Origin of the sequence: Pseudomonas brassicacearum (assembly GCF_003732265.1) — a bacterium.
Lineage (GTDB): Bacteria > Pseudomonadota > Gammaproteobacteria > Pseudomonadales > Pseudomonadaceae > Aquipseudomonas > Aquipseudomonas brassicacearum_D.
Genome location: NZ_MOBK01000008.1, coordinates 90,187 through 113,409 on the forward strand (window position 1 = coordinate 90,187; position 23,223 = coordinate 113,409).

15 protein-coding genes are annotated in these 23,223 nt (G+C 59.1%); 8 read left to right on the top strand and 7 right to left on the bottom strand.

All coding sequences use genetic code 11. The features are described 5' to 3' along the window. Positions 1 to 164 precede the first annotated feature (164 nt). The 3 genes from BK660_RS21435 to BK660_RS21445 all read left to right on the top strand — a co-directional run bounded on the left by BK660_RS21435 (position 165) and on the right by BK660_RS21445 (position 9,248). On the top strand, positions 165 to 623 hold the full coding sequence (locus BK660_RS21435; protein WP_123434988.1) for an REP-associated tyrosine transposase: 459 nt from the start codon (positions 165 to 167) through the stop codon (positions 621 to 623). Positions 624 to 891: 268 nt separating this feature from the next. Further along, positions 892 to 4,008: a transglycosylase domain-containing protein gene (locus BK660_RS21440; protein WP_123434989.1), complete on the top strand. Its 3,117-nt coding sequence runs from the start codon at positions 892 to 894 to the stop codon at positions 4,006 to 4,008. A gap of 167 nt (positions 4,009 to 4,175) precedes the next feature. Continuing rightward, positions 4,176 to 9,248: an NEL-type E3 ubiquitin ligase domain-containing protein gene (locus tag BK660_RS21445; protein ID WP_123434990.1), complete on the top strand. Its 5,073-nt coding sequence runs from the start codon at positions 4,176 to 4,178 to the stop codon at positions 9,246 to 9,248. 44 nt (positions 9,249 to 9,292) lie between these two features. Here the strand turns inward: BK660_RS21445 and BK660_RS21450 are convergent, their stop codons facing one another. From BK660_RS21450 to BK660_RS21470, 5 genes are all read right to left on the bottom strand, one after another. Then, positions 9,293 to 10,558 carry a hypothetical protein gene (locus tag BK660_RS21450; protein ID WP_123434991.1) on the bottom strand — a complete coding sequence of 422 codons (1,266 nt, stop codon included), beginning with the start codon at positions 10,556 to 10,558 and terminating at the stop codon, positions 9,293 to 9,295. Then, the gene (locus BK660_RS21455) at positions 10,555 to 11,043 is read right to left on the bottom strand and encodes a CS1 type fimbrial major subunit (RefSeq protein WP_123434992.1); all 489 of its coding nucleotides are present in this window, start codon (positions 11,041 to 11,043) and stop codon (positions 10,555 to 10,557) included. Before BK660_RS21455 ends, BK660_RS21450 begins: the two co-directional genes overlap by 4 nt. Before the next feature lie 5 nt (positions 11,044 to 11,048). Continuing rightward, positions 11,049 to 11,789, bottom strand: a complete 741-nt coding sequence (locus BK660_RS21460; RefSeq protein ID WP_123434993.1) for a molecular chaperone — start codon at positions 11,787 to 11,789, stop codon at positions 11,049 to 11,051. Between the two features lie 38 nt (positions 11,790 to 11,827). Beyond that, positions 11,828 to 14,350, bottom strand: a complete 2,523-nt coding sequence (locus BK660_RS21465; protein ID WP_123434994.1) for a TcfC E-set like domain-containing protein — start codon at positions 14,348 to 14,350, stop codon at positions 11,828 to 11,830. A 110-nt stretch (positions 14,351 to 14,460) separates the two neighbouring features. Then, positions 14,461 to 14,949: a CS1 type fimbrial major subunit gene (locus tag BK660_RS21470; RefSeq protein ID WP_123434995.1), complete on the bottom strand. Its 489-nt coding sequence runs from the start codon at positions 14,947 to 14,949 to the stop codon at positions 14,461 to 14,463. Between the two features lie 479 nt (positions 14,950 to 15,428). Here BK660_RS21470 and BK660_RS21475 point away from each other — a divergent pair, with 479 nt between their 5' ends. Together BK660_RS21475 and BK660_RS21480 are read left to right on the top strand one after the other, a co-directional pair. Continuing rightward, a complete protein-coding gene (locus tag BK660_RS21475) occupies positions 15,429 to 16,007 on the top strand; it encodes a PadR family transcriptional regulator (RefSeq protein WP_123434996.1) in 579 nt (192 codons plus the stop codon). Then, positions 16,004 to 16,789: a siderophore-interacting protein gene (locus tag BK660_RS21480; RefSeq protein ID WP_123434997.1), complete on the top strand. Its 786-nt coding sequence runs from the start codon at positions 16,004 to 16,006 to the stop codon at positions 16,787 to 16,789. The genes BK660_RS21475 and BK660_RS21480 overlap by 4 nt, the downstream gene beginning before the upstream one ends. Positions 16,790 to 16,921: 132 nt before the next feature. Here BK660_RS21480 and BK660_RS21485 read toward each other — a convergent pair whose 3' ends face one another. Beyond that, a complete protein-coding gene (locus tag BK660_RS21485) occupies positions 16,922 to 17,566 on the bottom strand; it encodes a Pr6Pr family membrane protein (protein WP_123434998.1) in 645 nt (214 codons plus the stop codon). A 2-nt stretch (positions 17,567 to 17,568) separates the two neighbouring features. After that, the gene (locus BK660_RS21490; protein WP_007944895.1) at positions 17,569 to 17,799 is read right to left on the bottom strand and encodes a VF530 family protein; all 231 of its coding nucleotides are present in this window, start codon (positions 17,797 to 17,799) and stop codon (positions 17,569 to 17,571) included. A 282-nt stretch (positions 17,800 to 18,081) separates the two neighbouring features. Here BK660_RS21490 and BK660_RS21495 point away from each other — a divergent pair, with 282 nt between their 5' ends. The 3 genes from BK660_RS21495 to BK660_RS21510 all read left to right on the top strand — a co-directional run bounded on the left by BK660_RS21495 (position 18,082) and on the right by BK660_RS21510 (position 22,961). Then, positions 18,082 to 19,464: a carbohydrate porin gene (locus tag BK660_RS21495; RefSeq protein ID WP_123434999.1), complete on the top strand. Its 1,383-nt coding sequence runs from the start codon at positions 18,082 to 18,084 to the stop codon at positions 19,462 to 19,464. 212 nt (positions 19,465 to 19,676) lie between these two features. Further along, positions 19,677 to 22,085 (top strand): glucose/quinate/shikimate family membrane-bound PQQ-dependent dehydrogenase, encoded by a 2,409-nt coding sequence (locus tag BK660_RS21505; RefSeq protein WP_123435000.1) that lies wholly within the window; start codon positions 19,677 to 19,679, stop codon positions 22,083 to 22,085. Positions 22,086 to 22,583: 498 nt separating this feature from the next. Next, complete coding sequence (locus tag BK660_RS21510) at positions 22,584 to 22,961, top strand: DUF6124 family protein (RefSeq protein WP_123435001.1); 378 nt, start codon at positions 22,584 to 22,586, stop codon at positions 22,959 to 22,961. Positions 22,962 to 23,223 lie beyond the last annotated feature (262 nt).

Below are 23,223 nucleotides of genomic sequence, written 5' to 3' on the forward strand. Positions count from 1 at the left end.
CAGACCTTCTCCGAATTTACCCGACCAGGTGTCTAGTACAGCTATTTCAGACCACAGAAACTGTTCCTTCAGTTGTTTCAGACATTTCACTCATAAGTTGAAGCCACGCAGAAACGAAGGCATGGCTAAGGTGAATTGGACTATCAGCTCAAGGACGCAAAGGAATGCATCCACGCCCAAATTCGCACCTGCTGCGCCATGGACGCTGTTCGGAGCCCGACAGGGCCTATCTCATCACTGCAGTTACTCATCAGCGCCGTTGCATCTTCACCGACTGGCAAATGGGCCGTTTGTTGGTCGCCGAGCTCAGGCGAGCCCACGAAGAGAAATGGGTCAATTCGATAGCCTGGGTTGTCATGCCGGATCATTTCCATTGGCTGGTGCAACTCAAACAACGCACCCTGGCGCAACTCATGCAAGCCATCAAATCACGCAGCACACTCACCATTAACCAGGCATCAAATTGTCGAGGAGCCTTCTGGCAAACCGGCTATCACGACCGTGCAATCCGCGATGGCGAGGAACTCCTGCCGTTCGCCCGATACATAGTTGCCAACCCGTTGCGTGCAGGACTAGTGGAAAAAATGGGTGATTACCCGCTATGGGATACCTGCTGGTTGTAACACCTACCAAAGGTCACCTAACCCCCTGTGGCGAGGGAGCTTGCTCCCGCTCGGCTGCGCAGCAGTCGTAAAACCTGCGACCCCATTTGCCTGAAAAACCACGATTGCCTGGGTTAGGGCCGCTTCGCAGCCCAGCGGGAGCAAGCTCCCTCGCCACAAAAAACAAAAAAGATTGAAAAATTATGCACTCACAATTTTTTCACCATCGCCAACCACCGTCTAAGCTTCAGACAAGTCAGATCAATCTGCGTGAATGGATCAATCGACTATGGGCGCTTTGTGGCAAACCGATACGAGTAAAACTGTGGTCCCGACTGAACGTGTGGATGAAGCGCCATCACCTGAAAAACCTCGCACCAGTCGTGTCAAACACGGCTGGAAGGCGTTCTGGTTGTTGCTGCTGATTATCGCGATTGTCGTGGGATTGGCGGCCGCCAAGGAAATGCGCACCTCGAAATTTCAATCCCGCGAAGTCAGCAAATTTGCCGCATCCCTGAGCTACAAATTGGAGCCAGGCCCCAGCGACGCCATTCGTTACCCTGGCGCCGGGCCTTTTGATTTGCGTCTGGGCTACAGCTCACTGGATGAGTTCCTGCCCCGGTTGCTCAAGCGCGATTATGTGATTTCAGCCCAAACCCGTTTTTCCCAAAAGTTGATGGATTACAGCGGCAAGGGCCTTTTCGTGCCCTACTCCGAGAAAATCCAGGCCGGCCTGTCGATCACCGACTGCCGTGCCTTGCCGCTGTACCAGTTCAAATACCCACAACAGCTTTATTCAAGCTTTGATGCGATCCCGCCAGTGGTGGTCAGCAGCCTGTTGTTCATCGAGAACCGCTTCCTGCTCGACCCCAAGCAACCCCTGGCCAACCCCGCCGTGGACTGGCCGCGCTTCGGCATGGCCGCATGGTCGCAGGTGGCCAAGTTGATTCACCTGCCGGGCCAGTCGGCGGGCGGCAGTACTCTGGCGACACAGCTTGAAAAGTATCGGCATTCGCCCGATGGCCTGACCGTGTCGGGCGCGGAAAAGATCCGGCAGATGATTTCCGCCACCGTGCGCGCCTATCAGGCCGGTCCGGAAACCCTCGACGCCCGGAAAAATGTGGTGCGCGACTACCTCAACAGCGTGCCGCTGTCCGCCGTGCCCGGCCACGGTGAAGTGCATGGCATGGCCGAAGGGTTGCGCGTCTGGTATGGCGCCGACTTCGACAAGGCCAACGAGACGCTGAACAGCCCTGACACCGACCCAAAGACCATGGCCGCCAAAGGCCTGGCCCTGCGTGAAATGCTCTCATTGATGATTGCCCAGCGCCGCCCTTCCCACTACCTGACCAAGGGCCGTGATGAACTGGCCGATCTCACCGACAGCCACATTCGCCTGCTGGCCCAGAACAACGTGATCGATGCGCCTTTCGCGGCGGCGGCGTTGGCCAGCAAGGTCACGTATCGCGACTGGCAAACCCAGCCGACCATTCAACCGATCGAAACCAACAAAGGCATCAGCGTGGCGCGCAGTCGCCTGGGCGGGTTGCTCAATCGTCCGCTGTACGACCTTGATCGCCTCGACCTGTCCGCCACCAGCACCCTGCAAGGCGACCTGCAAACCAAGGCCACCGAGTACCTCAAGCATCTGGCCGACCCGGCGTTTGCCACGCAGATCGGCTTGATGGGCGAACGCCTTCTCACCCCCACCAGCACCACTCAGGTGCGCTACAGCTTCACCCTGTTTGAACTGACGCCGGACGGCGCGCGCGTACGCATCCAGACCGACAGCACCGACCAGCCGTTCGATATCAACGAAGGCAGCAAGCTGGAACTGGGCTCCACGGCGAAAATGCGCGTACTCACCACCTACCTGCAAATCATCGCCGAGCTGCACGATAAATATGCCGGGATGACCGTCCCTGAACTGAAAAAACTCGACGTCCCCGACCAGGACCGCCTGAGCCGCTGGGCCGTCGACTACCTGATCGAGAACAAAGACCGCAACCTGCCGGCGATGCTCGGCGCGGCGCTGGATCGCAAATACTCGGCCAGCCCTGGCGAAGCGTTTTTCACCGGGGGCGGCTTGCACGTGTTCCATAACTTCCGCAAGGAAGATAACGGCCGCATACCGACCTTGCGCGATGCCCTGCGCGAATCCATCAACCTGCCGTTCATCCGGCTGATGCGCGACCTGGTGCGCTACACCACCTATTCCGGCCCCAACAGCAGCGCCGAACTGCTCAAGGACGACCGAGACCCACGGCGTCAGGAGTACCTGGCCAACTTCGCCGACCGCGAAGGCACCTCGTTCCTGCTGAAATTCTGGAAAAAGTACAAAAACAAGGACACCCAGGCACGGCTCGACACCTTCCTCGACGGAATGCGCCCGACGCCGATCCGCATGGCAGCGGTGCACCGGTATCTGCGGCCACAGGCCAGCCAGGAAAGCTTCAACACCTTTGTGCGCTCGCACCTCAAAGGCGCCAAGCTCACCGAAAAACTCACTGACGAACGCCTGCAACGGCTGTACGAAAGTTACAGCCCTGGCGCCTACGACTTGCCGGACCAGGGCTTCATCGCCAAGGTTCACCCACTGGACCTGTGGCTGATGGGCTATCTGCTGAACAACCCTGACGCCAAGTGGAGCCAGATCGTAAAAGCCAGTCAATTCGAACGTCAGGAAGTCTATAGCTGGCTGTTCAAAAGCCGGCACAAGGGCGCCCGCGACAGCCGTATCCGCACCATGCTCGAGATCGAAGCCTTCCTCGACATCCACCAGCGCTGGCAGAAAGTCGGCTATCCGTTCGATCACCTGGTGCCGTCGCTGGCCACGGCCATCGGCAGCTCCGGCGACCGTCCGGCAGCGTTGGGCGAGTTGATCGGCACCATTCTCAACGATGGCGTGCGCATGCCGACACTGCGCATCGACACGCTGCATTTCGCGGCTGATACGCCGTATGAAACCAAACTGATCAATGACCCGGTCGCGGGCAAACGGGTGATGCCGTCCGAAGTCGCCGCCGCCATGCGCGAAGCCCTGTCGCAAGTGGTAGACGCCGGTACAGCGAAACGTGTGTCCGGCAGTTTCACCCTGCCCGATGGCAAACCGTTGGCAATGGGCGGCAAGACCGGCACCGGCGACAACCGCATTTCAGCCATCGGTTCCGGCGGGCAGGTCATCAGTTCGAAATCCCTGAACCGCACGGCGACCTTCGTGTTCTACATCGGCGATCACCATTTCGGCACCCTCACCGCTTTCGTACCGGGTCGTTCGGCCGAAACGTTCACCTTCACCTCGGCGTTGCCGGTGCAGGTACTCAAGGGCATGGCGCCGATTCTGACGCCTTACCTGCAACCCGCCAGCAACACCGGTTGCCTGCCCGTTGAAGTCGTACGGCGTTAACAGAACCGGCTGTGTTTGAAGGGGTGGTAATTAATTATTTTCGGCATTGATAATTCCAATGTCTTGAAGGGACAAACACTGACTTAACAGCAGTAATTCAAACTTTTACTTTGAGCCTCGGGCGTTAGGCTGGTCACTCCACTTAACGCTCAAGGTTCATTAAAAGCATGACTGACTTACACGGACGTATATCAGCGCTACCGATACCGGGGGCCGATGACGATAAAGGTCGCCACTACGCGTTTATCAAGAGCCGTATCCATCCCGCGTTCAAGGACGCTTCAGTGCGACGGATTCGGGAACTGAGCCTCACACAAACGGCTTCAGGGTATTGGGTACAGGCCACCAGGGATTTCGATCACACGCCGTTACAAGAAGCCAACCTCAAACTCTGGGCCGCTCAAAACACCGTCGACCGGGTGTTGGACAAGGTGCAAGGCGTTTACGAATTCGCAGAACCGTTGCTGACCGAGGCGTTGCTGAAACAGTACGGTGTCGACGTCGATGTAAAGACCACTTACCTGCACCTTTATCTACCCAAAGCGCTTCCCTGGTATGCCAGCAACATCAACGGTGTAGTGACCCGAACCGTTTCACTGCTGGACGCGGCCCTGCATAATTTCTCGAGCAAGGAAACCTGCGAGGTCGACTCGAACTTCATCAGCCAGCCCGATGCCCGCGGGCATTTCGACATCCTGCCGATCAAACGTAAAATGTCCATCGCCCGGTTTCAGGCTCTGTGCCGCGAGCTGGACATTGGTGCGCGGTACACGAAATACCTCGAAGAGCAGTTGCGGCCCAGGGATGGCCTCGCCCAGTTTGTTTTGAAACACAAGATTGTCGAGAGCGAGAAATCCGCGTTTAAAGCGGCCGCCAGACTGGCTGTCCTGAAGGGCGACATCGACGCCGATGCCGGTGACCTGATCCTGATGATGCTCGACGGCCAGCGCAACCTCACCCGCAAAGGCCGAATCATGCAATTCGCCAACCTGTCGATTCTCGACAGCGTGCTGACCGGGATCGTATTGATTACCCCGGATCTGGACCGGGCCCGTGAGGTTGTGCCGATATTCGCTTACGTCCCGCAAGACCCTGAGCACCCACTGAAAGAGTACCCCTCGACCGTCGCTTTCATGGATGAAATGACACGTCAGCTGCGCGACAACAACGTCATATCGTCCACCGGCATGACCTACCAGCAATATTTCAGCCGGTTCGTCGATCAATCCGATCGAGGGCACTTTTTCGGCGGGCTGCAACAACGTCTGTTCGAAGTGAAATGGCATCAGAAAGAACCGCTGGACCAGAGACCGAGCTGGCGGGAAGTGGCCGTCACTGACCCTCATCTGCATTTCAGTATCGCACCGTTCACCGGTGAGCTCTGGGAGTACTTGTTTGAGCAAAAGCTCAACAAGGTCCTCAATGACGCCCGGCACATCGCCGTGTCCACCGCCGATGCCGATACCAAAGCCCGATGGGCCTGGTGGGAGAATTTCAAGAAAATCGTCTCGGACATCTTCAACATCGCTCTGATGGTCGTAACGCCGTTCGTTCCCGGACTCGGTGAGCTGATGATGGGCTACATGGCTTATCAGATGGCCAGCGACACCATCGAAGGTATCGTCGACATGACCCTGGGGCTGTGGACCGAAGCCACCGAACACATCGTCGGCGTGGCCACGGATTTTCTTCAGCTCGCAGCATTTGCCGCCGGCGCGCAGATCGGCGCGCTGGTACGCCTGAAACTGTCGCCGCTGATCGAAGGCATGAAACCGGTCACGCTGCCCAACGGCGAACCCCGGCTATGGAACCCCGACCTCAAACCTTATGAGTGGCCCGATGTGCAGTTATCGCAGGACTCCAGACCCGACGCGCAGGGGCTGCATGCCCACGAAGGCGAGGATGTTCTGCCACTAAATGGCAAACACTACGCCGTGCAAAAGGATCCGCAAACCGGCAACTACCGCGTCAAACACCCGCATCGCGACAATGCTTATCTGCCCGAGCTGAAACACAACGGCCTCGGCGCGTGGACTCATGAAGCCGAGAACCCGCGAACCTGGGATCGCCCGACGTTGATGCGCCGTCTCGGCCACGCCGTGAAGGGCTTCAGTGACGCGCAGCTCGAAGACGTTCGCATCGCCAGCGGCACCGACGACGGTGCGCTGCGCCGGATGTACGTCGACAACACGGCCCCGCCACCGTTACTGGACGACAGCCTCACCCGTTTGAACATCCAGCGCCAGGCCCGCCAGGCCATCGAAAGGATTCGATCGGGTCAGCCCCTGGATCCTTCCTCCTACTGGTTTGAACCGCTGGTGACTTACCTGGACGGCTGGCCTGCGGATAAAGCCCTGAAGGTCTACGAAAACGCTGACAGGAGCGGCCGGTTCCGTCAGTACGGCAATGCCGATGCGACCGACGAGCAAACGCTGTCCACCAGTTTGTCCAACCTCATGAGCGACCGATTTGCGCCAGGTCTTGTCGAGTTTCTCAGCGAAGAAGAGCTGCAAGCCATGCTCGGCCGGTCCACCGCCAAACGTGAACGGGTGCAAGCATTGCGTAATCGACTGGCGGATGAAGCCAGTCGAATGGACGCTGACATCGTCAATCAGCTTTACCAAGGGGCTCAGGCGTCCAACGATCCGCAGCTAAGACTCATACGCCAGACCTTTCCCGAGCTGCCGTCCCGCGCGGCAGAATCGCTGCTGAACAGTGCCGACGCTGCCGACCTCAAGCGCATGGCCCAAGAGCAGCAACTGCCGTTGAGCCTCAAGAGCCGCGCCCGTGAGGCGGCATTCGAAGCCCGGACCAATCACGCCTACGAAGGATTCCACGACGGCGCGCAGTGGGTGGCGGAAACCGAAAGCCTGGTGCTGAACGCCTTGAGGATTCATACCGACACGTTCGCGCAATTGCGCATCGAGGTTCGCGAAGGCAACGATGCCGGCCCCTTGCGCAGCCGTGTGGGTGTCGAGAACGCATCGATGGTCCGGGTGCTGGTCAAGGATGATGTCAACCGGTTCGAAGTCTGGGACGGCGACAACCACAAACTGCACGACGCCACTGATTTTTACGAAGCCGTCCTCAACGCCATGCCGAAAAACAAACAGGCGCAGCTGGGCTATCGGCCCGGCCAGGGCGCCTTTTTCAAGCAATGGGTGATGGCCAAGACCGAGACACCGGCGCAGCGCCGCACCGCGCTCGCCGCACCACCGATCCGTCCGATGGCTGACCGTGAAGACATGATGCTGTTGCGCGGCCCCGGTTTCTCCACCGTCGCCCGCACGCTCACCGAACGGGTGCAGGATATCTACCCCCACTTCAACGAACGCGAGGTCAATACCTTCGTTCGATCCCTCGGTTCGCAGGAGCAAGGGCACCAGACCCTGACCCGCCTGGACCGCGAACTGGAGGATTTGCGTGTGCTGTTCAATCGCTGGCGCTACCAGCAGCCGGATACCTGGGGCCCGGATCAACGCGGGTTCGTCAACAGCGGCGGTTTGCACATTGCCGAACGCCTCATCGATTGTTTCAAACGCAAGCCCACGGTCTTTGGCGAGCGCAGCATCACGGCGGACGGCGGTTATGCGCTGGATCTGTCCACAGAATTTGAGGTGCTCGACCTCGAACGCTGGTGGAAGGAGCTGCCGGATATCAAACGCTACCTCGATCAGATCAGCACTTTGAACCTGGACCGCACGAGCTTTTCCGAATCCGCCTCTGGCCTGTTGGGTGACTTCCCTCATCTGCGGCAACTGAGCGCCCGCAGCTGCGGCTTGACGCGACTCCCCGACCCCATCGGCAAGATGCACCACCTGCGCACGTTGCGACTGATGAACAACGACATCACATTGACGCCGTCGGCCGTCGAGCAACTGCGAAACCTGACGCGCATGGAAACCCTCAGGCTCGATGACAACACGCACCTGGGCCGACTCCCGGACGTCGGGCGCATGCCCAGACTTAGAATCCTGAGCTTAAGCAACACGGGAGCCACCACCTGGCCCGATGGCCTGTTCGGTCCCTTCAACAAACGTCGACCGCGCGGCTTCTTTCTGGATTTGCAGGAAAACCCGATCAGCGTCATTCCGAAAGTCGTACCCGGCTCGGAAGATGCCTTTCTCCTGGCGCGGACCCGTTTGTACGAAAAGCAACTCTCGGACGCCAACCTGGTGACTTTCAAAGAGTATCGACGATCCGTCGGCATCTCACCCAAGCAGGTCTACGCCGACGCGGCACGAGACGCGTCGAACCAGTGGCCAATGAACGACGACTCGGTATGGTGGAGTGCCGAAGTCTCAGGGTTGGGTACTTTCCGGGAGGAAGCCTGGCACGATTTGATGACCGAGCCCGGCTCTGAAGATTTTTTTGCCCTGATCCAGAAACAGACCCGCTCGGCCGATTACAAGGCCGGTGGTGATTTGCGTCGACAGCTCAGCAGCCGGGTATGGCGCATGGTCGAAGCCATCGACATGGACACAGGGTTGCGCAAGGATCTGTTCGAAATGGCCAAGGCCCCTACCACCTGCGCCGATGCCGGGGCCCAGGTGTTCAACCACATGGGCATCAAGGTGCTCGCCTCCGAAGCCTATGCCTTGTCGACGTCCAACGCCGTCCTTGAAAGCAAACTGGTGAACCTGGCCAGGGGTGCCGCTCGCCTCGCCCGCGTGGATGACATTGCCCGCGCCGATTTCGGCAGCCGGCCGGGCAATCCCGATGAGGTCGAGGTGTACCTCGCCTACGAAACCGGCCTGGCTCAACGCCTGGGTTTACCGTGGCAATCGGAGTCGATGCTGTTTCGCACCATGGCCGGCGTGAACGCCAAAACCCTCGACACCGCCTTCGATACAGTGATGTCCATGGAGGCCGGCGATGGCTTGATCAACGACATGATCGAACAGCCGTTCTGGCAGAAATACCTGCAGGAAACGTACCCGAACGAGTTCAGGCGCAATGCCAGGTTTTACGAAACCAAGAGCGAATTGCTGGATGAGTTACGCGAAGTTCAACACGCCTGGGCCAGTTCCAAAGGCCAGCAAATTGCACAACGACGAGCACTCAAACAACGTCTGCAAGACCTCGCCCGGCGGCTGAATGTCGATGAAAAGGTGGTGTTGACCGATCAAGACATGACCGATGAGGTCTACGGCGGATTGCTTCACGACATGGGTTACGAAGAAAAAGAGCTGAGCAGGAAGCTGACCCGCGCAGCGCTGCAAAAAGACGCACAGCCGTAATCGGCAAACCCTGATGCATCGGATGATGCATCAGGGTTCAACCCTTAGCCCACTTCCGAATCCCAAATCACCGATACAGTGCCCGAGTACGATCTGGCGGCACCCGGATTGATCATTTCTTCGACCTCGTCCTGCGCAATCTCGAAATGCAACGTTCCCGGTTTGCGATCGACATAAAAGCGTGGCTGGAATAGCTCGGTACCACTGCCGTCGCGCCGCAACGGCCGGCGACTGACGGGTTGACCGGCGGCATCCACCAGACCAGTGGGCAGGGTCAGGCTGACGTCGAGCGGCACGACGTGACCCGAAGCCTGATCGCGCACCGAGCAGCGATTGCCATCGGTGCTGTACTGGCAGTCCAGGCTCATCTTGAAGCGACTCGACGAAGAGAGATTGAACGTTTGATCACGAAACAACCGCGTCGGCTTGCGCCCCTGTGTCAGCCAGGCTTGCCAGCCGCCCTGCGGGACCAGTTCAACGCGATTGCCGCCGGGAGGAATGTCGACCTTGAGGGTGTGCCGAACATCCAGGGAGAAGTTGAGGGTCAGTTGGTTGTCGTCGGGAATCATGACATCGCCCATGTCGAAGTCCTGATGAGGGCCGACCGAGTAGGTAATGGAGCCTTTGTATTTTCCCGCGACCATGTTCAACGGATCGGGTGTGCGCAGTTCATAGGCGAAAACGAAATACAGATACCGGAAGGACATCGGAATGTCGAAAAGCGCCTTTTTGCTGCACACGCCCGCACCGATCGGAACTCTCCAGAAACTGTTGTAGCCTTGGGCGCCATGGGAATACCAACCAACACCCTGGCAAGGACTCGGGGCATAAACCCAGCCCCCTCCTTCCCAAAGCTGATCCCAATATCCACCCCCGGTCAACTCGGTAACGGGGCGTGGAACTCTTGCTTCGTGACCAATGCCTCCGATCCGAATGGAAAGCACTTTTGAATCACCCGATTCATGCGTAACACGGACCTCTCTCCACTCTGAGGGAACCCTGGTCATACCGCCCTGGCGAGGATCCGCATGATTGGCAAGGATCGGTGCGTTGGCCTCAAAGGCGATGCGCGGGCCGAGGCTGAAAAGTCCGTAGGGTTCACAGGCTTGAGGTACCTGGCGGCAAAACCCCTCGGACGGTGTCATGTTGACGAACACGTTCTTATTCGGCTTCGAAGAGTCCGGCTCGAACACTGCTTCGATCTCCAGGACAGCTGCCTGTACGGGCAGGGCAAACACAGCACACATCAGGCTGGCCAATGCAAATCCATTCAATGTCCGGACTGATTGCTTATTCAATAAACTCGTCATTTCGGCAACACCGCGTTGAAGACCATGTTGACGCTGCCAAAATAGCTGCCGGGCTTATAAACCCCATCAGCAGGTGGGAAAGGCAGCACTTCCAGTAAAACCCGCTTGCCGTGCGCCGCGTCGATCAGAGAAACCACCTCGCGGCTTTCCCCCTCGCTCAACAACTTATCGTTGAACAGCACACGCAAACCAATGTCATGGGCATCCGTCCCGTTGGACAAATACGGCCTGCCCTCGAGGCGCGCTTCGATGGAGCCGGCTTCATTCTTCACATCGAAATACTTGCGCAAGCCGCCCAGGGTCGAGGTCGCCAGATTCCACGGCAGTTGCTGTTCGCGGTGAATCCAGCCGGGGTCTGCGGGAATGACATAAAACGCCTGGCTCGGGATCGTTACGAACACTTCGAAGTGCTGCACTTCGCGGGCGGCATACGCTGAATGGCAGGCCATTGCGAACATCATCAGGACCGTCAGTTTTCTGAACATAGTCATCAGCCTTTCACATCGAGTTTCTTGCGGCTCTCGCCTTCAATCAACGTGAAGCGGTACTCGCGGCCAGCCTGTTTCTCGAACTCGAAGTTGCGGCCGGCCAGAATGTGATGCTTGGTGGTCGGCTGGCAGTCCTGGTCGTTCTTGACCGAGCAATCCTTGAACTCGTCGATCACCACCACGGTGTTGCCGGTATTGCGGACCCGGTACCTGGCCGCCTCGTTTTCGATCACGCTGGCGTAACGCGGGTCCTTGGGGCGGACGAAAAACACAGCGCCATAACCGGCCAGCACCGTGACCCCGGCGGACAGCGTTTTCTTGTACGCCTCACGCTCTTCAACGGAGACCGCGAACTCGTCTTCTTTCTCAGGCACCACCGGCACGAAGCGCACGCGGAAATAGCGCTCTTTATCGCGCTCGCCCATGTACAGCAATCGCGTGCCTTGCATGCCACTGGCGGGCACGATCAGCCTGGCCGGGCTGGCCATCAAGCCATCCCTTGAATGGCCGTCGGCATTCGATTTGAGTGGCACTTCCTGCGATTTTCCGTCGGCGTCGTAAAGGATTTCCAGGATGTTGACCTTGACGAAAGCGGTGCTGTCGCCGCCGTTGTAGACGCGTTTCAAAAAGGTACTTTTGTCGCCGTCCAGGTAGTCGTAGACCGTGCCGATATTGATGCTCGGTCCGGCATGCGCCGTCTGGGTGAACAAACAAAAACCAATCAGTGCCAACCGACGTTTCATCGTCATTTACCTCATAAAAAAGTGCGGGGTGCCGGGCATCAGCCTGCCGTCGGCGTCTCAAGCGTCAGGTCCGCCAATGTGTCTGGCGTGCAGCGCAGATCGCCGATCATCAGCACGTTGTTTTCCGTGCGCCCGCTGCTCGGGTCCAGGCGGAACTGGCACAGCAGCTGGTTGCCGTGGCGCACTTCCAGGGTCGGTGAACCGGCGTTCATTTCCATGGAGAAGAAGCCGTCCACCTCACTCACCCCGCGACTGGCGTGGTTGATGATGTGATGGCCCTTGAGCGGGTTGCCCTGGGGGTCGATCAGGCGGCCGAGGACGGTGAGGGTTCGCATCACGCGAATCTGCCGATAATCCACGCCGCCCTTGTTCAGGTGATAACTGGAACGGGCCGGCTGGATGGTCGCGGCCGGCACGTGGTTGCCTTCGAAATCGAAACTGACGGAGCTGCTTTTGTAGGCCGTGATCGGCACAAAATTGCGCCCGGGCTTGAGAACTGCGCTGCCGCCACTGAGATCGTCGGCACGCAGGGCGATGTCCTCGATGTCCGACTCCACATCGATGATCATGCCCGCGCCGTTGCGATGGTATTGGCTGGTCACGACCATTTTCCGTGCGCCGACGGCCACGGTGCTGTCCAGGTTCAGGCCACCGGTAAAGTTGTTGTTGAAGGACGAGCGTTGAATGAAACCATCGGCATTGACCAGGTCCGATTGCATCGTTGCCATGGTGTTCAGACCGATGCCGTAGGTGTCCGTGATGGCCGTGGCGGACACGTTTTGCAGAATGTGATCCTGCAGGTCTTTGCGGTAAGTGATCGAGGCGTTGTTATCCCGGCCACCGTCGCGGGCCGTGCGGGTGCCGAGGCTGCCGGAGATCTGTTCACCGGGGCCGCCCAGGGCAATGCTGACGCTCAAATCGACACCCCGGTTGCGGTCGTTATCGGAACTGATGCTGCCCGGCCGATCGAACAGTGACAGGCGCCAATTGGCGTCGCTGCCAAACAACGTTGTGCGCTGGGCCCACCCCAGGTCCACACCCGTGCCATTGGTGTTGCCCTCGCTGTGGGACACCCGCGCATTGATCGAGCTTTTGCTGGTCAGTCGATGGTTGATCGACAACGAAGAGTTGCTGGTTTGCCCGATAAAGACGTTGGGCTGGCGCACCCGCGTGCCATCGGGCAGGGTGTCATACAGTTTTGTGGTGTCGAGCCAGCTGCGGTTATAGCTGGCGACGAGGCTGCCGCTGGCGTAGGAATACAGGCCCTGCACGTCGAGACCGGTGCCGTAGTCTTCGGTCTGGTAGACGTTGGCATACAGGCTGGCGTTATTGACGATGGCCCAGTCGACCGACGTACCGAGTTGCAGGCTATCGCTCACTTGTCGACCGCTCAGGCCGAGAATCACTCGCGGGTGCAGCAAGTAGTTGAGCGACGCGCCGGCGGTCATATCGCCATCGTCGGGTTGATCCCAGTTGCTGAGCAAGCCCGATTCACGGCCGGCGAACAGGTTGTAGCGCCAGAGCTCGTCATGATTGCGCCAGTTGTTCGGCTTGTAGACCAGCTCCTGAGTGCTGGAGGTGATCTGGCCGTCCTCGATCAGGCGCACTTCCACTTCATAAATGCCCCCCGGCAGTGGGCGGGTATCGAGGGTCTGCAAACCGGCAGGCATCGCCTGGGTATTGATCAGCAGACCGTCGCGATAAACCTCCACCGCCCCCTGGCGATTGGCGGTGACATAAATCGGATAAACCGCCGGCTTCGGGTTGTTGATGGCCAAACTGTCGGAGCTGCCATACATCACACCCAGCGCCGTATCGGGACTGGTACCAAAGGTGCGCGGTTGGCGAGTCAGGCCTTCGGATGAGGGGGTGAAATAGCCCAGGCGCAGAAAATTGCCCTCCAGTTCACGCTGGGTATAAAGCTCATTCACCGCGTGGTAGAGCTGGTCATCCATGCCGCCCAGTCGCGACAGCTGAATGTTGACCGCTTGGGTCCAGTTGCCGAGGCTGCTGCTGGCTTCCAGACCGTAGCGCCCACCGAGGTCCTGGTCCTGGCCGCCGTTGAGGTTCAACTGGTTGCGCACGATCAATCCGGTGCTGCCCCCCTCAGGCAGGTTGTAATAGCGTTGCACCTGATCGTCACGCTCAGCATTTTGCGTGAGAATCGAGACCAAGGAGTTTTCGAGGCTGTAGTGCACGGCCAGCAATTGCTCGGGGCAGTTGGCTTTGCAGGCGCCGAGGTTCACGCCCTGCTTCAGATAGCTCGACCAAATGTCGCGCTCACTGGGCTTGATCTGGCTGTCGCTAATATCAGTGAAGTCAACGAGGGTAATGCGATCATCGCGCGTTAACACGACCATCGCCTCACCGAGAAACTGTTTATCAAGTTCCACGCGCACCGCCAACGGCACATCAAAGAAGTGCTCTTCGAACTCGGTCGGCAAACCCTTGGCCTGGGCCAACAGACTTCGAGGGGTGTACGCATTATCTGCAGGCGCGGCCAAAGCGGTTGCGCAACAAAGCAGGGCAAGCGCCGTCGCGATGGGGGACATCGGGAACATGAACGAAATACTCTGAATACAAGTACGTTAAAACCCGATCGACAGGCAGAAGTTTCCTGTCGACCGGCAAGTGTTATCTAAATAAGAACGAGCCTTACTTCATAACCGTATTACTGGACGCGCGGAACGGCATCGAAGACCACGACCGGATTGGCCGTGTAAAAACCCGTCTGAGCAGCGGTCGGTTTGGCGGCGGCAATCACCAGATCAGCCCGCATCCCCCCATTGGATTCGGTATCGCCGACCACTTCCTGGGACGCGCCAGTCAAGGTTACGCCGTTGAAAGAGTAGGTCAGCGCGATGTTGTTGGTACCGTTGAACAGGGGTTGCGGACCACCTTCTACGTAAGCGTTGACCGAACCGTTGGTGTGGCGAATATCGTAAGTCGCACGCAGCGGGCTCAAGGTGCCAGCCACCAGGTTGTAGGCCATTTTTTCATCTTTACCGAAGTCAGGATCCACCGGTTGGGCATGGAATACCTGGGTGGGGATCGTGGCGCTGATATTGATGGAGGTGCGTGCTTCTTCTGCAGCGAACGCCACCGAAGAGCTGAGCGCCAAGAGGGTCATCGGGACGGCGATTGCAAACTTATTGAGCATTGTTGAGTACCTGTCTTTTCAAAGGATTGGGCCGAAAAATCTGAACAAGCCAGTGCGAATCATCGTGTGCCGGCTTAACTTTCGACGCCGGAGCATGATCGACCAATCACCAAAGAAAGTAAGTACGTAAGTTCCGAAGAACATGTAGTAACAACGGCCTTCGAACAACAGGAAAAAAGACAGAAATAAACTAATTGCGCTGTATGACCCTCAGAGAAGTACTACACACAGCCTTGACTAAAAAACCACACAGACGACAACTAATTAAACTTCCGTAAGATCAATACTACTAACACACTAATAAGCCCTTGATAAGCTTCAAACTCGCCGGATTAGTTTTATTACTCTAAAAGAGCAGGATTTCTGCCAGCCCGGTCCTTGCACGCGCCTCCCTCACCATGACCGTTCGTCCTGCGACCTTGCTCTCGCCATAAGATATATCTTACGTTATATCTAAACACGACGAGAGAAGACGCAAAATGAGAGACCATCATTCCCATCGAGAACACGGCGATAGCCGCGACGGCTTCGAAAAACGCCCCGGCCCCGGCCGTGAACGCGGCGGACGCGGGCCACGGGTGTTCGCCCCCGGAGATCTGAAATTACTGCTGTTGGCGCTGATCGCCGAGCAGCCCTGCCACGGCTATGACCTGATCCGCCAGATCGAAAGCATGTTCGACGGCGCGTACAGCCCCAGCCCCGGCGTGATCTATCCGACCCTGACGTTCCTGGAAGAAAGCGAAATGATCCTGGGCGACGCCGAGGGCGGTAAAAAACGCTACAGCATCACCGACGCCGGACGTCTATCACTGACGGACCAAGCAGTTGCGCTGGACGGCGTGCGGATGCGCATCGACGTCAGCAAGCGTTCGCTGCGCGGCCACGACCGCCCGGCCGAGATCCACGAGGCCGTGCACAACTTGCGTCACGCCTTGCAGATGCACCACGGCCGCTGGAGCCCCGAAGAAATCCTGCGGGTGCGTGACCTGCTCAACAATACCGCCAAGGCCATCGTCGACGGCCCTGCCGTTTCACCCGTTCAGGAGAACGCCGAATGACTGAAGTGATCGTGCAATCCATCCACCGCGTCATGCATGAAATCAAACGCCGTCGTCTGCAAGTGTTGCGCGTGGTCGACCTGACGCCGCGCATGCGCCGGATTACCTTGGGCGGGCCGGAGCTGGCCGGCTTCGTCAGCCTCGGCACCGACGACCACGTCAAACTGCTGTTCCCGCAGAACGCAGCAGAACAAGCGGCACTGGAAACGTTGGTGCTCGGCGCAGGCAAGGACAACGGGCCGATGCCGGCGATGCGCGACTACACGCCTCGTCGCTACGACCTCGACACGCTGGAGCTGGACATCGATTTCGTGCTGCACGGCGACGGCCCTGCCTCGACCTGGGCCGAGCAAGCCAAACCCGGCCAGTTCCTGCACATCGGCGGGCCACGCGGTTCGATGATCGTGCCGGACATGTTCGACAGTTACTTGCTGATCGGCGACGAAACCGCCCTGCCCGCCATCGCCCGTCGCCTCGAAGGCCTGGCGGCCAATCGCCGTGCGCTGGTGGTTGTGGAAGTGGAGAACGGCGCTGAACAACAACGTCTGGAAAGCGCAGCGCAGGTCGATGTGATTTGGGTGCTGCGTGAAGGGGGTAAAGACAATCTGCTGACCACCGTGAAGCAACTGCAAGTGCCGAGCGGCGATCTGTATGCGTGGGTGGCGACCGAGACCAAAGTGTCGCGGCAGATACGGCGGGTGTTGCTGGATGAGCATGGGCTGAATGAGCAAATGGTCAAAGCGGTCGGCTACTGGCGATTGGATGCAAACGACGATGAATAACTAAAAGTTGCCAACCTTCCTGTGGCGAGGGGGCTTGCCCCCGTTGGAGTGCGCAGCGCTCCCGGACTTTGGGGCCGCTTCGCAGCCCAACGGGGGCAAGCCCCCTCGCCACAAAAGCCCCCTCGCCACAGTTCAGGTTCGCTTTCGGGCCTGCCATCTGTCCAGCCCGATCACCATCAGCGCAACCGCCACAAACCCCACCAACAATCCCCCCGCATTCACAAACACCTGTGGATAACCCAACTTATCCACATCAATGAACGGATACGGATAAACCGCCAGCAGATGCCCGCGCCACAACGCATAGGCGAAATACCCCAGCGGATAAATCACCCACAGGCCAATGTGCCGCAGCCGTAACGTGCCTTTGGGCACGCACCACCACCAATAGGCCAGAAACAGCATCGGCATGATGTCGTGGAGCAATTCATCCGCCAGGAACTGCCAGCCTTCGGGGTGCCACAAATGCCGCAGTAGCACGCTGTACACCAATCCCACCACGGCGATGCTCACGGCAATCGCGCTGCTCACCCACGGTTGTAAAAACCAGCGTCGAGCCGCGGACTCACGGGACGTCCATTCGCAAGTCAGTACCGTCGCCACCAGCGTGTTGGTCAGCACCGTGAAATAGCTGAAAAAACTCACCAGACCGCCGATCAACCGGGCGTCCAGCGTCCAGCGTGAATACAGGATCAGGTACAGCTGAATGGCCAGTCCGGCCCAGCCCAGTACCGCCGCAGTGGCTACAAAACGACGCCTCGCGACCGAGCCTGGCATGTTCAGACCGGTCGCTTGGTGCGCATCAACTTCACGTACAGACGCTCGACCTTCTCCCGGGCCCACGGGGTTTTGCGCAGGAACGTCAGGCTCGACTTGATGCTCGGGTCGCTCTTGAAGCAGCGGATATCAATGCGCTCGGCCAGCCCTGACCATTCGTAATGTTCAACCAGGGCGTTGAGGATCTGTTCCAGCGTCACGCCATGCAGCGGGTTGTTGTTCTGTTCGGTCATGCCGGGCCTTCGAGCGATGTAAGGAGTGGGAAGCCGCGCACCTTAGCCGAGGGTGTGATCGGGTGGAAGCGCTCTGTGCGCTATCAATCAATGTAGGTGACGTTGAAGGTCGCCGCCCGGCACTGTTACCAAATCTGAAACGATCCATGTCCATAAAAGCCCTTTCTCTATTTGTAACAGAACATTATCCTTGCGCCGCCAAGCTGAAACGCTTCTGCAAACGGCTTCTTGCCCTGCTGCACTCCGTATCTTCCCTAGAAAAAGACCCAGAATTTCTTCTCTATGCCTTACTTTCAAACTTCGCGAGACAGCGCTGTCTGCACAGCTATCGCCAGCCGAAAAGCCCTGAACCTGATCGGTGGATTCACCGCACTGGGCTTCGCCACCTGCACCCAGGCGGCGCCCGCCTTCGATAGCGACTCACCGTGGATGCTCGGCGACTGGAACGGCACGCGCACCGAACTTGCGGGAAAAGGCTACGACTTCAAAGTCGATTACACCGGCGAAATGGGCAGCAACCTGCACGGCGGCTACGACCATGACCGCACCGCGCGCTACAGCGACCAGTTCGGTCTCGGCACGCACCTGGACCTGCAGAAAATCCTCGGTTGGGACGACGCCGAATTTCAGCTGACCATCACCGAGCGCAACGGCAACAACATCAGCAACGACCGCATCAATGATCCGCGGGTGGGCGGCTTTACCTCGGCCCAGGAAGTCTGGGGCCGTGGGCAAACCTGGCGCCTGACGCAGATGTGGTATCAGCAGAAATTCTTCGACCAGAAACTCGACATCAAGGCCGGTCGTTTCGGCGAAGGCGAAGACTTCAACAGCTTCCCCTGCGACTTCCAGAACCTGGCGTTCTGCGGCTCGCAGGTCGGCAACTGGGTTGGCGACATCTGGTACAACTGGCCAGTCAGCCAATGGGCGTTGCGCGTTAAATACCACCTCACGCCGCAGCTGTACGCGCAGGTCGGTGCCTACGAGCAAAACCCGTCGAACCTGGATCGCGACAACGGCTTCAAGCTCAGTGGCAGCGGCACCCAGGGCGCGATTTTGCCGGTGGAGCTGGTGTGGACGCCGAAGCTCAACGGTCTGCCGGGCGAATACCGCGCCGGTTATTACTACAGCAGCGCCAACGCCACCGACGTCTATAAGGACAGTAATGGTCATCCAGCGGCCCTGAGTGGCGAAGCGTATCGCAGTGCATCGAGCAAACACGGTGTGTGGCTCGGCATTCAGCAGCAGATCACCAGCGTCGCCAGCGATAACAGTCGTGGCTTGAACGTGTTCGCCAACGGCACGATGCACGACAAGAAGACCAACGCCATCGACAACTACGTCCAGGCTGGCGTGGTCTACAAAGGCTTGTTCGATGCGCGCGCCAAAGACGACATCGGCTTCGCCCTGGCCCGGGTTCACGTCAACCCGGCCTACCGCAAAAACGCCGAGGCGACCAATCAGGCCCGCGCCGTCTTCAACTACGACGACCCGACGTTCCTGCCGCCGCAAGACACCGAATACAGCGCCGAGCTCTATTACGGCGTGCATGTGACGAACTGGCTGACCGTGCGCCCGAACCTGCAATACATCCGCCATCCCGGTGGCGTGGACCAGGTCGATGACGCCCTGATTGGCGGGATCAAGATCACTTCATCCTTCTAAAACACACACAGAACCTGTGGGAGCGGGCTTGCTCGCGAAGGGGCCGTCAGCCTCAACATCACTGTTGACTGACACATCGCATTCGCGAGCAAGCCCGCTCCCACAAGGGAATGCATCAACCGAACAGATTTCAACTGAACCATGCCCACGCCTGATCGTCATCTACAGTGAACTTGCGCGGGACTACTTAAAACGTCACGGAGAACCACACTATGAGCACTGATGGTGCTTTGAGTCGAAGCCGTCTGTTGCCGAGCCTGCTCGGCATCCTGCTTCTGCTAATGGGCCTGGCCATGCTGGCCGGCGGGATCAAGCTGAGCATGCTCGGCGGCTCGCTGTATTACCTGCTGGCCGGTATCGGCCTGACGCTGACCGGCGTGCTGCTGCTCCTGGCCCGCCGCGCTGCGCTGGGCCTGTACGCACTGGTGCTGTTCGCCAGTACCATTTGGGCATTGTGGGAAGTTGGCCTCGACTGGTGGCAACTGGTGCCGCGCCTGGCGCTGTGGTTTGCGCTGGGTATCGTCATGCTGCTGCCCTGGTTCCGTCGCCCGCTGCTGCGCGAAGGCGCTGCACCGATGGGCACCGGCGCCCTGAGCGTCGCCGTGGTCGTGGCAGGCGTGGCCGCATTGGCCAGCCAATTCACCAACCCGGGTGAAATCAAGGGTCAACTGGACCGCGACAGCGTGCCCGGCATGACCAACACCGCGCCGGCCATGCCCGACGGTGACTGGAATTCCTACGGCCGCAGCGCCCACGGTGATCGTTACTCGCCGCTGGCGCAGATCACCCCGCAAAACGCGCACAAACTGGTCCCGGCGTGGACTTACCGCACCGGCGACCTGCCGGGCCCGAACGATCCGGGCGAGACCACCGCTGAAAACACCCCGCTGAAAGTCAACGGCATGCTCTATGTGTGCACGCCGCACAGCAAGGTGATCGCGCTGGACCCGGACACCGGCAAGGAAATCTGGCGTTTCGACCCTAAGCTCTCCACGCAAAACGCGGCGAATTTCAAGGGTTGGGCGCACATGACCTGCCGTGGCGTGTCGTATCACGATGACGCCGTCTACGCCTCCGAGCAGAGCCCGACCGGCAGCGCCAGCGCCGCCGTGACCAATGCCTGCCCACGCCGGATCTTCCTGCCGACCGCCGACACCCGTCTGATCGCCCTCAACGCCGACACCGGCAAGATGTGCGAAGACTTCGGCGACAAGGGCCAGGTTGACCTGCGCGCCAACATCGGCGGCTTCACTGCCGGCGGTTACTACTCCACCTCGCCTCCAGCGGTCACCAAAGACCTGGTAGTGATTGGCGGCCACGTGACTGACAACGTCTCCACCGACGAGCCAAGCGGCGTGATCCGCGCGTTCGACGTGCACACCGGCAAACTGGTGTGGAACTGGGACAGCGGCAAACCGGACGACACCACGCCGATTGCCGAAGGCCAGACCTACACCCGCAACTCGCCGAACATGTGGTCCATGTTCGCGGTCGACGAAAAACTCGGCATGCTTTACCTGCCGATGGGCAACCAGACCCCGGACCAGTTCGGTGGCGCTCGCACTCCAGAATCGGAACTGCACGCCGCCGGCCTGACCGCACTGGACATCGCCACCGGCAAAGTGCGCTGGCACTTCCAGTTCACCCACCATGACCTGTGGGACATGGACGTCGGCGGCCAGCCAACCCTGATGGACCTGAAAACCGCTGACGGCGTGAAGCCGGCGGTGCTCGCGTCCACCAAGCAAGGCAGCATCTACGTGCTGGATCGCAGCACCGGCAAGGCCATCGTGCCGATCAACGAAGTGCCGGTGCCGCAAGGCGCTGTCGCCGGTGATCACACCTCGCCGACCCAACCCAAGTCCGACCTCAACTTCATGCCGCCGCCGTTGAAAGAACGCGACATGTGGGGTGTGACGCCGTTCGACCAACTGGTCTGCCGGATCACCTTCAAGTCCCTGCGCTACGACGGCCCGTTCACCCCGCCATCGCTACAAGGTTCGATCGTTTATCCGGGTAACTTCGGCGTGTTCGACTGGGGCGGTGTCTCGGTGGATCCGGTGCGTCAGATCCTGTTCGTGAACCCGGACTGGATGGCCTTCAAATCGAAAATGATCCCGGCGGCGGAAATCGCCGCCCAAGGCCCGCGCAAAAGCGAAACCGAAGGCGTGCAGCCAAACAAAGGCGCGCCGTACGGCGTGGTCCTCGAACCCCTGCTGTCGCCAATGGGCCTGCCGTGCCAGGCACCGGCGTGGGGCTACGTGGCCGCAGTCGATTTGACCACCCATGAAAAAATCTGGATGCACAAGAACGGCACCGTGCGCGACAGCTCACCGGTTCCAATCCCATTGAGCATGGGCGTTCCAAGCCTGGGCGGCACCTTCGTCACTGCTGGCGGCGTTGGTTTCCTGAGCGGCACCCTCGACCAGTACCTGCGCGCCTATGACGTGAAAAACGGCAAGCAACTGTGGGAAGGCCGCCTGCCAGCAGGCGCGCAAACCACACCGATGACCTACACCGGCAAGGACGGGAAGCAATACGTGCTGGTCGTTGCGGGCGGTCACGGGTCGCTGGGCACCAAGCAAGGTGACTATGTGATGGCGTACAAACTGTCCGAGTAAGGTTTAGCGGCGGTTAAAGCGAAGGCGACTCCTGTGAGGGGGTCGCCTTTTTTGTGGCCGCGATTTTCACTACAACACCAATCAAATGTGGGAGCGGGCTTGCTCGCGAAAGCGGTGTTTCAGTCGATAAAAATGTTGAATGTTAAACAGCCTTCGCGAGCAAGCCCGCTCCCACATTTCGATTGTGATCAGTCTGAAAACTTTGCGCTGGTCCTACAGCCGAGGCGGTTTTTGAGGGGGATTCCGACAGGCTGTGTCGGTTGTCGTGTCGGAAGTCATGGGGATAGGATCTGCCCGTCGCTGCAAATTCAGCGACCGGGTTTGGTCGCCCAGGTTTAGAATGACGCACTTTTCGTGCTTGCTTCATGGCGAGCTGTGCGTGGGAGGGCTTCGGCCCTGCCGGGTCCATTCCCTGGTCGACCAACCTGCGTACGGTTTGCCACCCAACTGCTTGGTCGCAGTCGTGGCGAACTCCCTATTTTCGAATGGAGCTTCACCATGATCAAAGAAACACCAAATCCCCCGGAAACCGACGACGTTTCCCCCTACGAATCCGTCGATTCCAAAAAATTCCACGACGCTGCTGAACGCGCGCTGAATCACTACCTCAACCCCGCAGCCCTGAAATCACCACCCACCCGCAAACCCAGCACCATGTTCATGCTTGCACCGGACCTCAAAGACGAAGACCTGCTGGCCCACACCTGTGAAACCCTGGCCCAGGCCAGCGTCATGGCCGGCGATTTTGCCGCCTACCTGGAAGGCCCGCACCGCAACACCGCCATGGCCATCCAGCAAATCGTCATGCTCGCCGAACTGGCCGCGAACCGGATGATGGACAACCTCGAACTGCCCAAACCGGCGCCACACCGCTAATCCCCCAGTAAGCTCGCTCCCACAGTTTGATCTGGGTACATCTGATGGAGATTGGTCGGCTGTGAGGCCGTCTTCGCGAGCAAGCCCGCTCCCACATTGAATCGGCCTACAGCCGTTGCTTCTCACCACTCAACAGGCCGAGCGTTAGCTCGCCTGCAGCTCTTGATCTGCCCGCCCCTTCGGGAGGCTGAGTGGAGGTGTTCATCCGGGGAGTGGCGCGTAGCGCCGTTCGACGCAGTCGAACACGCTGCATGTAGGTCGT

Excerpts from the sequence above, each read along its gene's own strand:
- BK660_RS21435 (WP_123434988.1), top strand. The coding sequence starts at position 165 with ATGCATCCACGCCCAAATTCGCACCTGCTGCGCCATGGACGCTGTTCG.
- BK660_RS21440 (WP_123434989.1), top strand. The coding sequence starts at position 892 with ATGGGCGCTTTGTGGCAAACCGATACGAGTAAAACTGTGGTCCCGACT.
- BK660_RS21445 (WP_123434990.1), top strand. The coding sequence starts at position 4,176 with ATGACTGACTTACACGGACGTATATCAGCGCTACCGATACCGGGGGCC.
- BK660_RS21450 (WP_123434991.1), bottom strand. The coding sequence starts at position 10,558 with ATGACGAGTTTATTGAATAAGCAATCAGTCCGGACATTGAATGGATTT.
- BK660_RS21455 (WP_123434992.1), bottom strand. The coding sequence starts at position 11,043 with ATGTTCAGAAAACTGACGGTCCTGATGATGTTCGCAATGGCCTGCCAT.
- BK660_RS21460 (WP_123434993.1), bottom strand. The coding sequence starts at position 11,789 with ATGAAACGTCGGTTGGCACTGATTGGTTTTTGTTTGTTCACCCAGACG.
- BK660_RS21465 (WP_123434994.1), bottom strand. The coding sequence starts at position 14,350 with ATGTTCCCGATGTCCCCCATCGCGACGGCGCTTGCCCTGCTTTGTTGC.
- BK660_RS21470 (WP_123434995.1), bottom strand. The coding sequence starts at position 14,949 with ATGCTCAATAAGTTTGCAATCGCCGTCCCGATGACCCTCTTGGCGCTC.
- BK660_RS21475 (WP_123434996.1), top strand. The coding sequence starts at position 15,429 with ATGAGAGACCATCATTCCCATCGAGAACACGGCGATAGCCGCGACGGC.
- BK660_RS21480 (WP_123434997.1), top strand. The coding sequence starts at position 16,004 with ATGACTGAAGTGATCGTGCAATCCATCCACCGCGTCATGCATGAAATC.
- BK660_RS21485 (WP_123434998.1), bottom strand. The coding sequence starts at position 17,566 with ATGCCAGGCTCGGTCGCGAGGCGTCGTTTTGTAGCCACTGCGGCGGTA.
- BK660_RS21490 (WP_007944895.1), bottom strand. The coding sequence starts at position 17,799 with ATGACCGAACAGAACAACAACCCGCTGCATGGCGTGACGCTGGAACAG.
- BK660_RS21495 (WP_123434999.1), top strand. The coding sequence starts at position 18,082 with ATGCCTTACTTTCAAACTTCGCGAGACAGCGCTGTCTGCACAGCTATC.
- BK660_RS21505 (WP_123435000.1), top strand. The coding sequence starts at position 19,677 with ATGAGCACTGATGGTGCTTTGAGTCGAAGCCGTCTGTTGCCGAGCCTG.
- BK660_RS21510 (WP_123435001.1), top strand. The coding sequence starts at position 22,584 with ATGATCAAAGAAACACCAAATCCCCCGGAAACCGACGACGTTTCCCCC.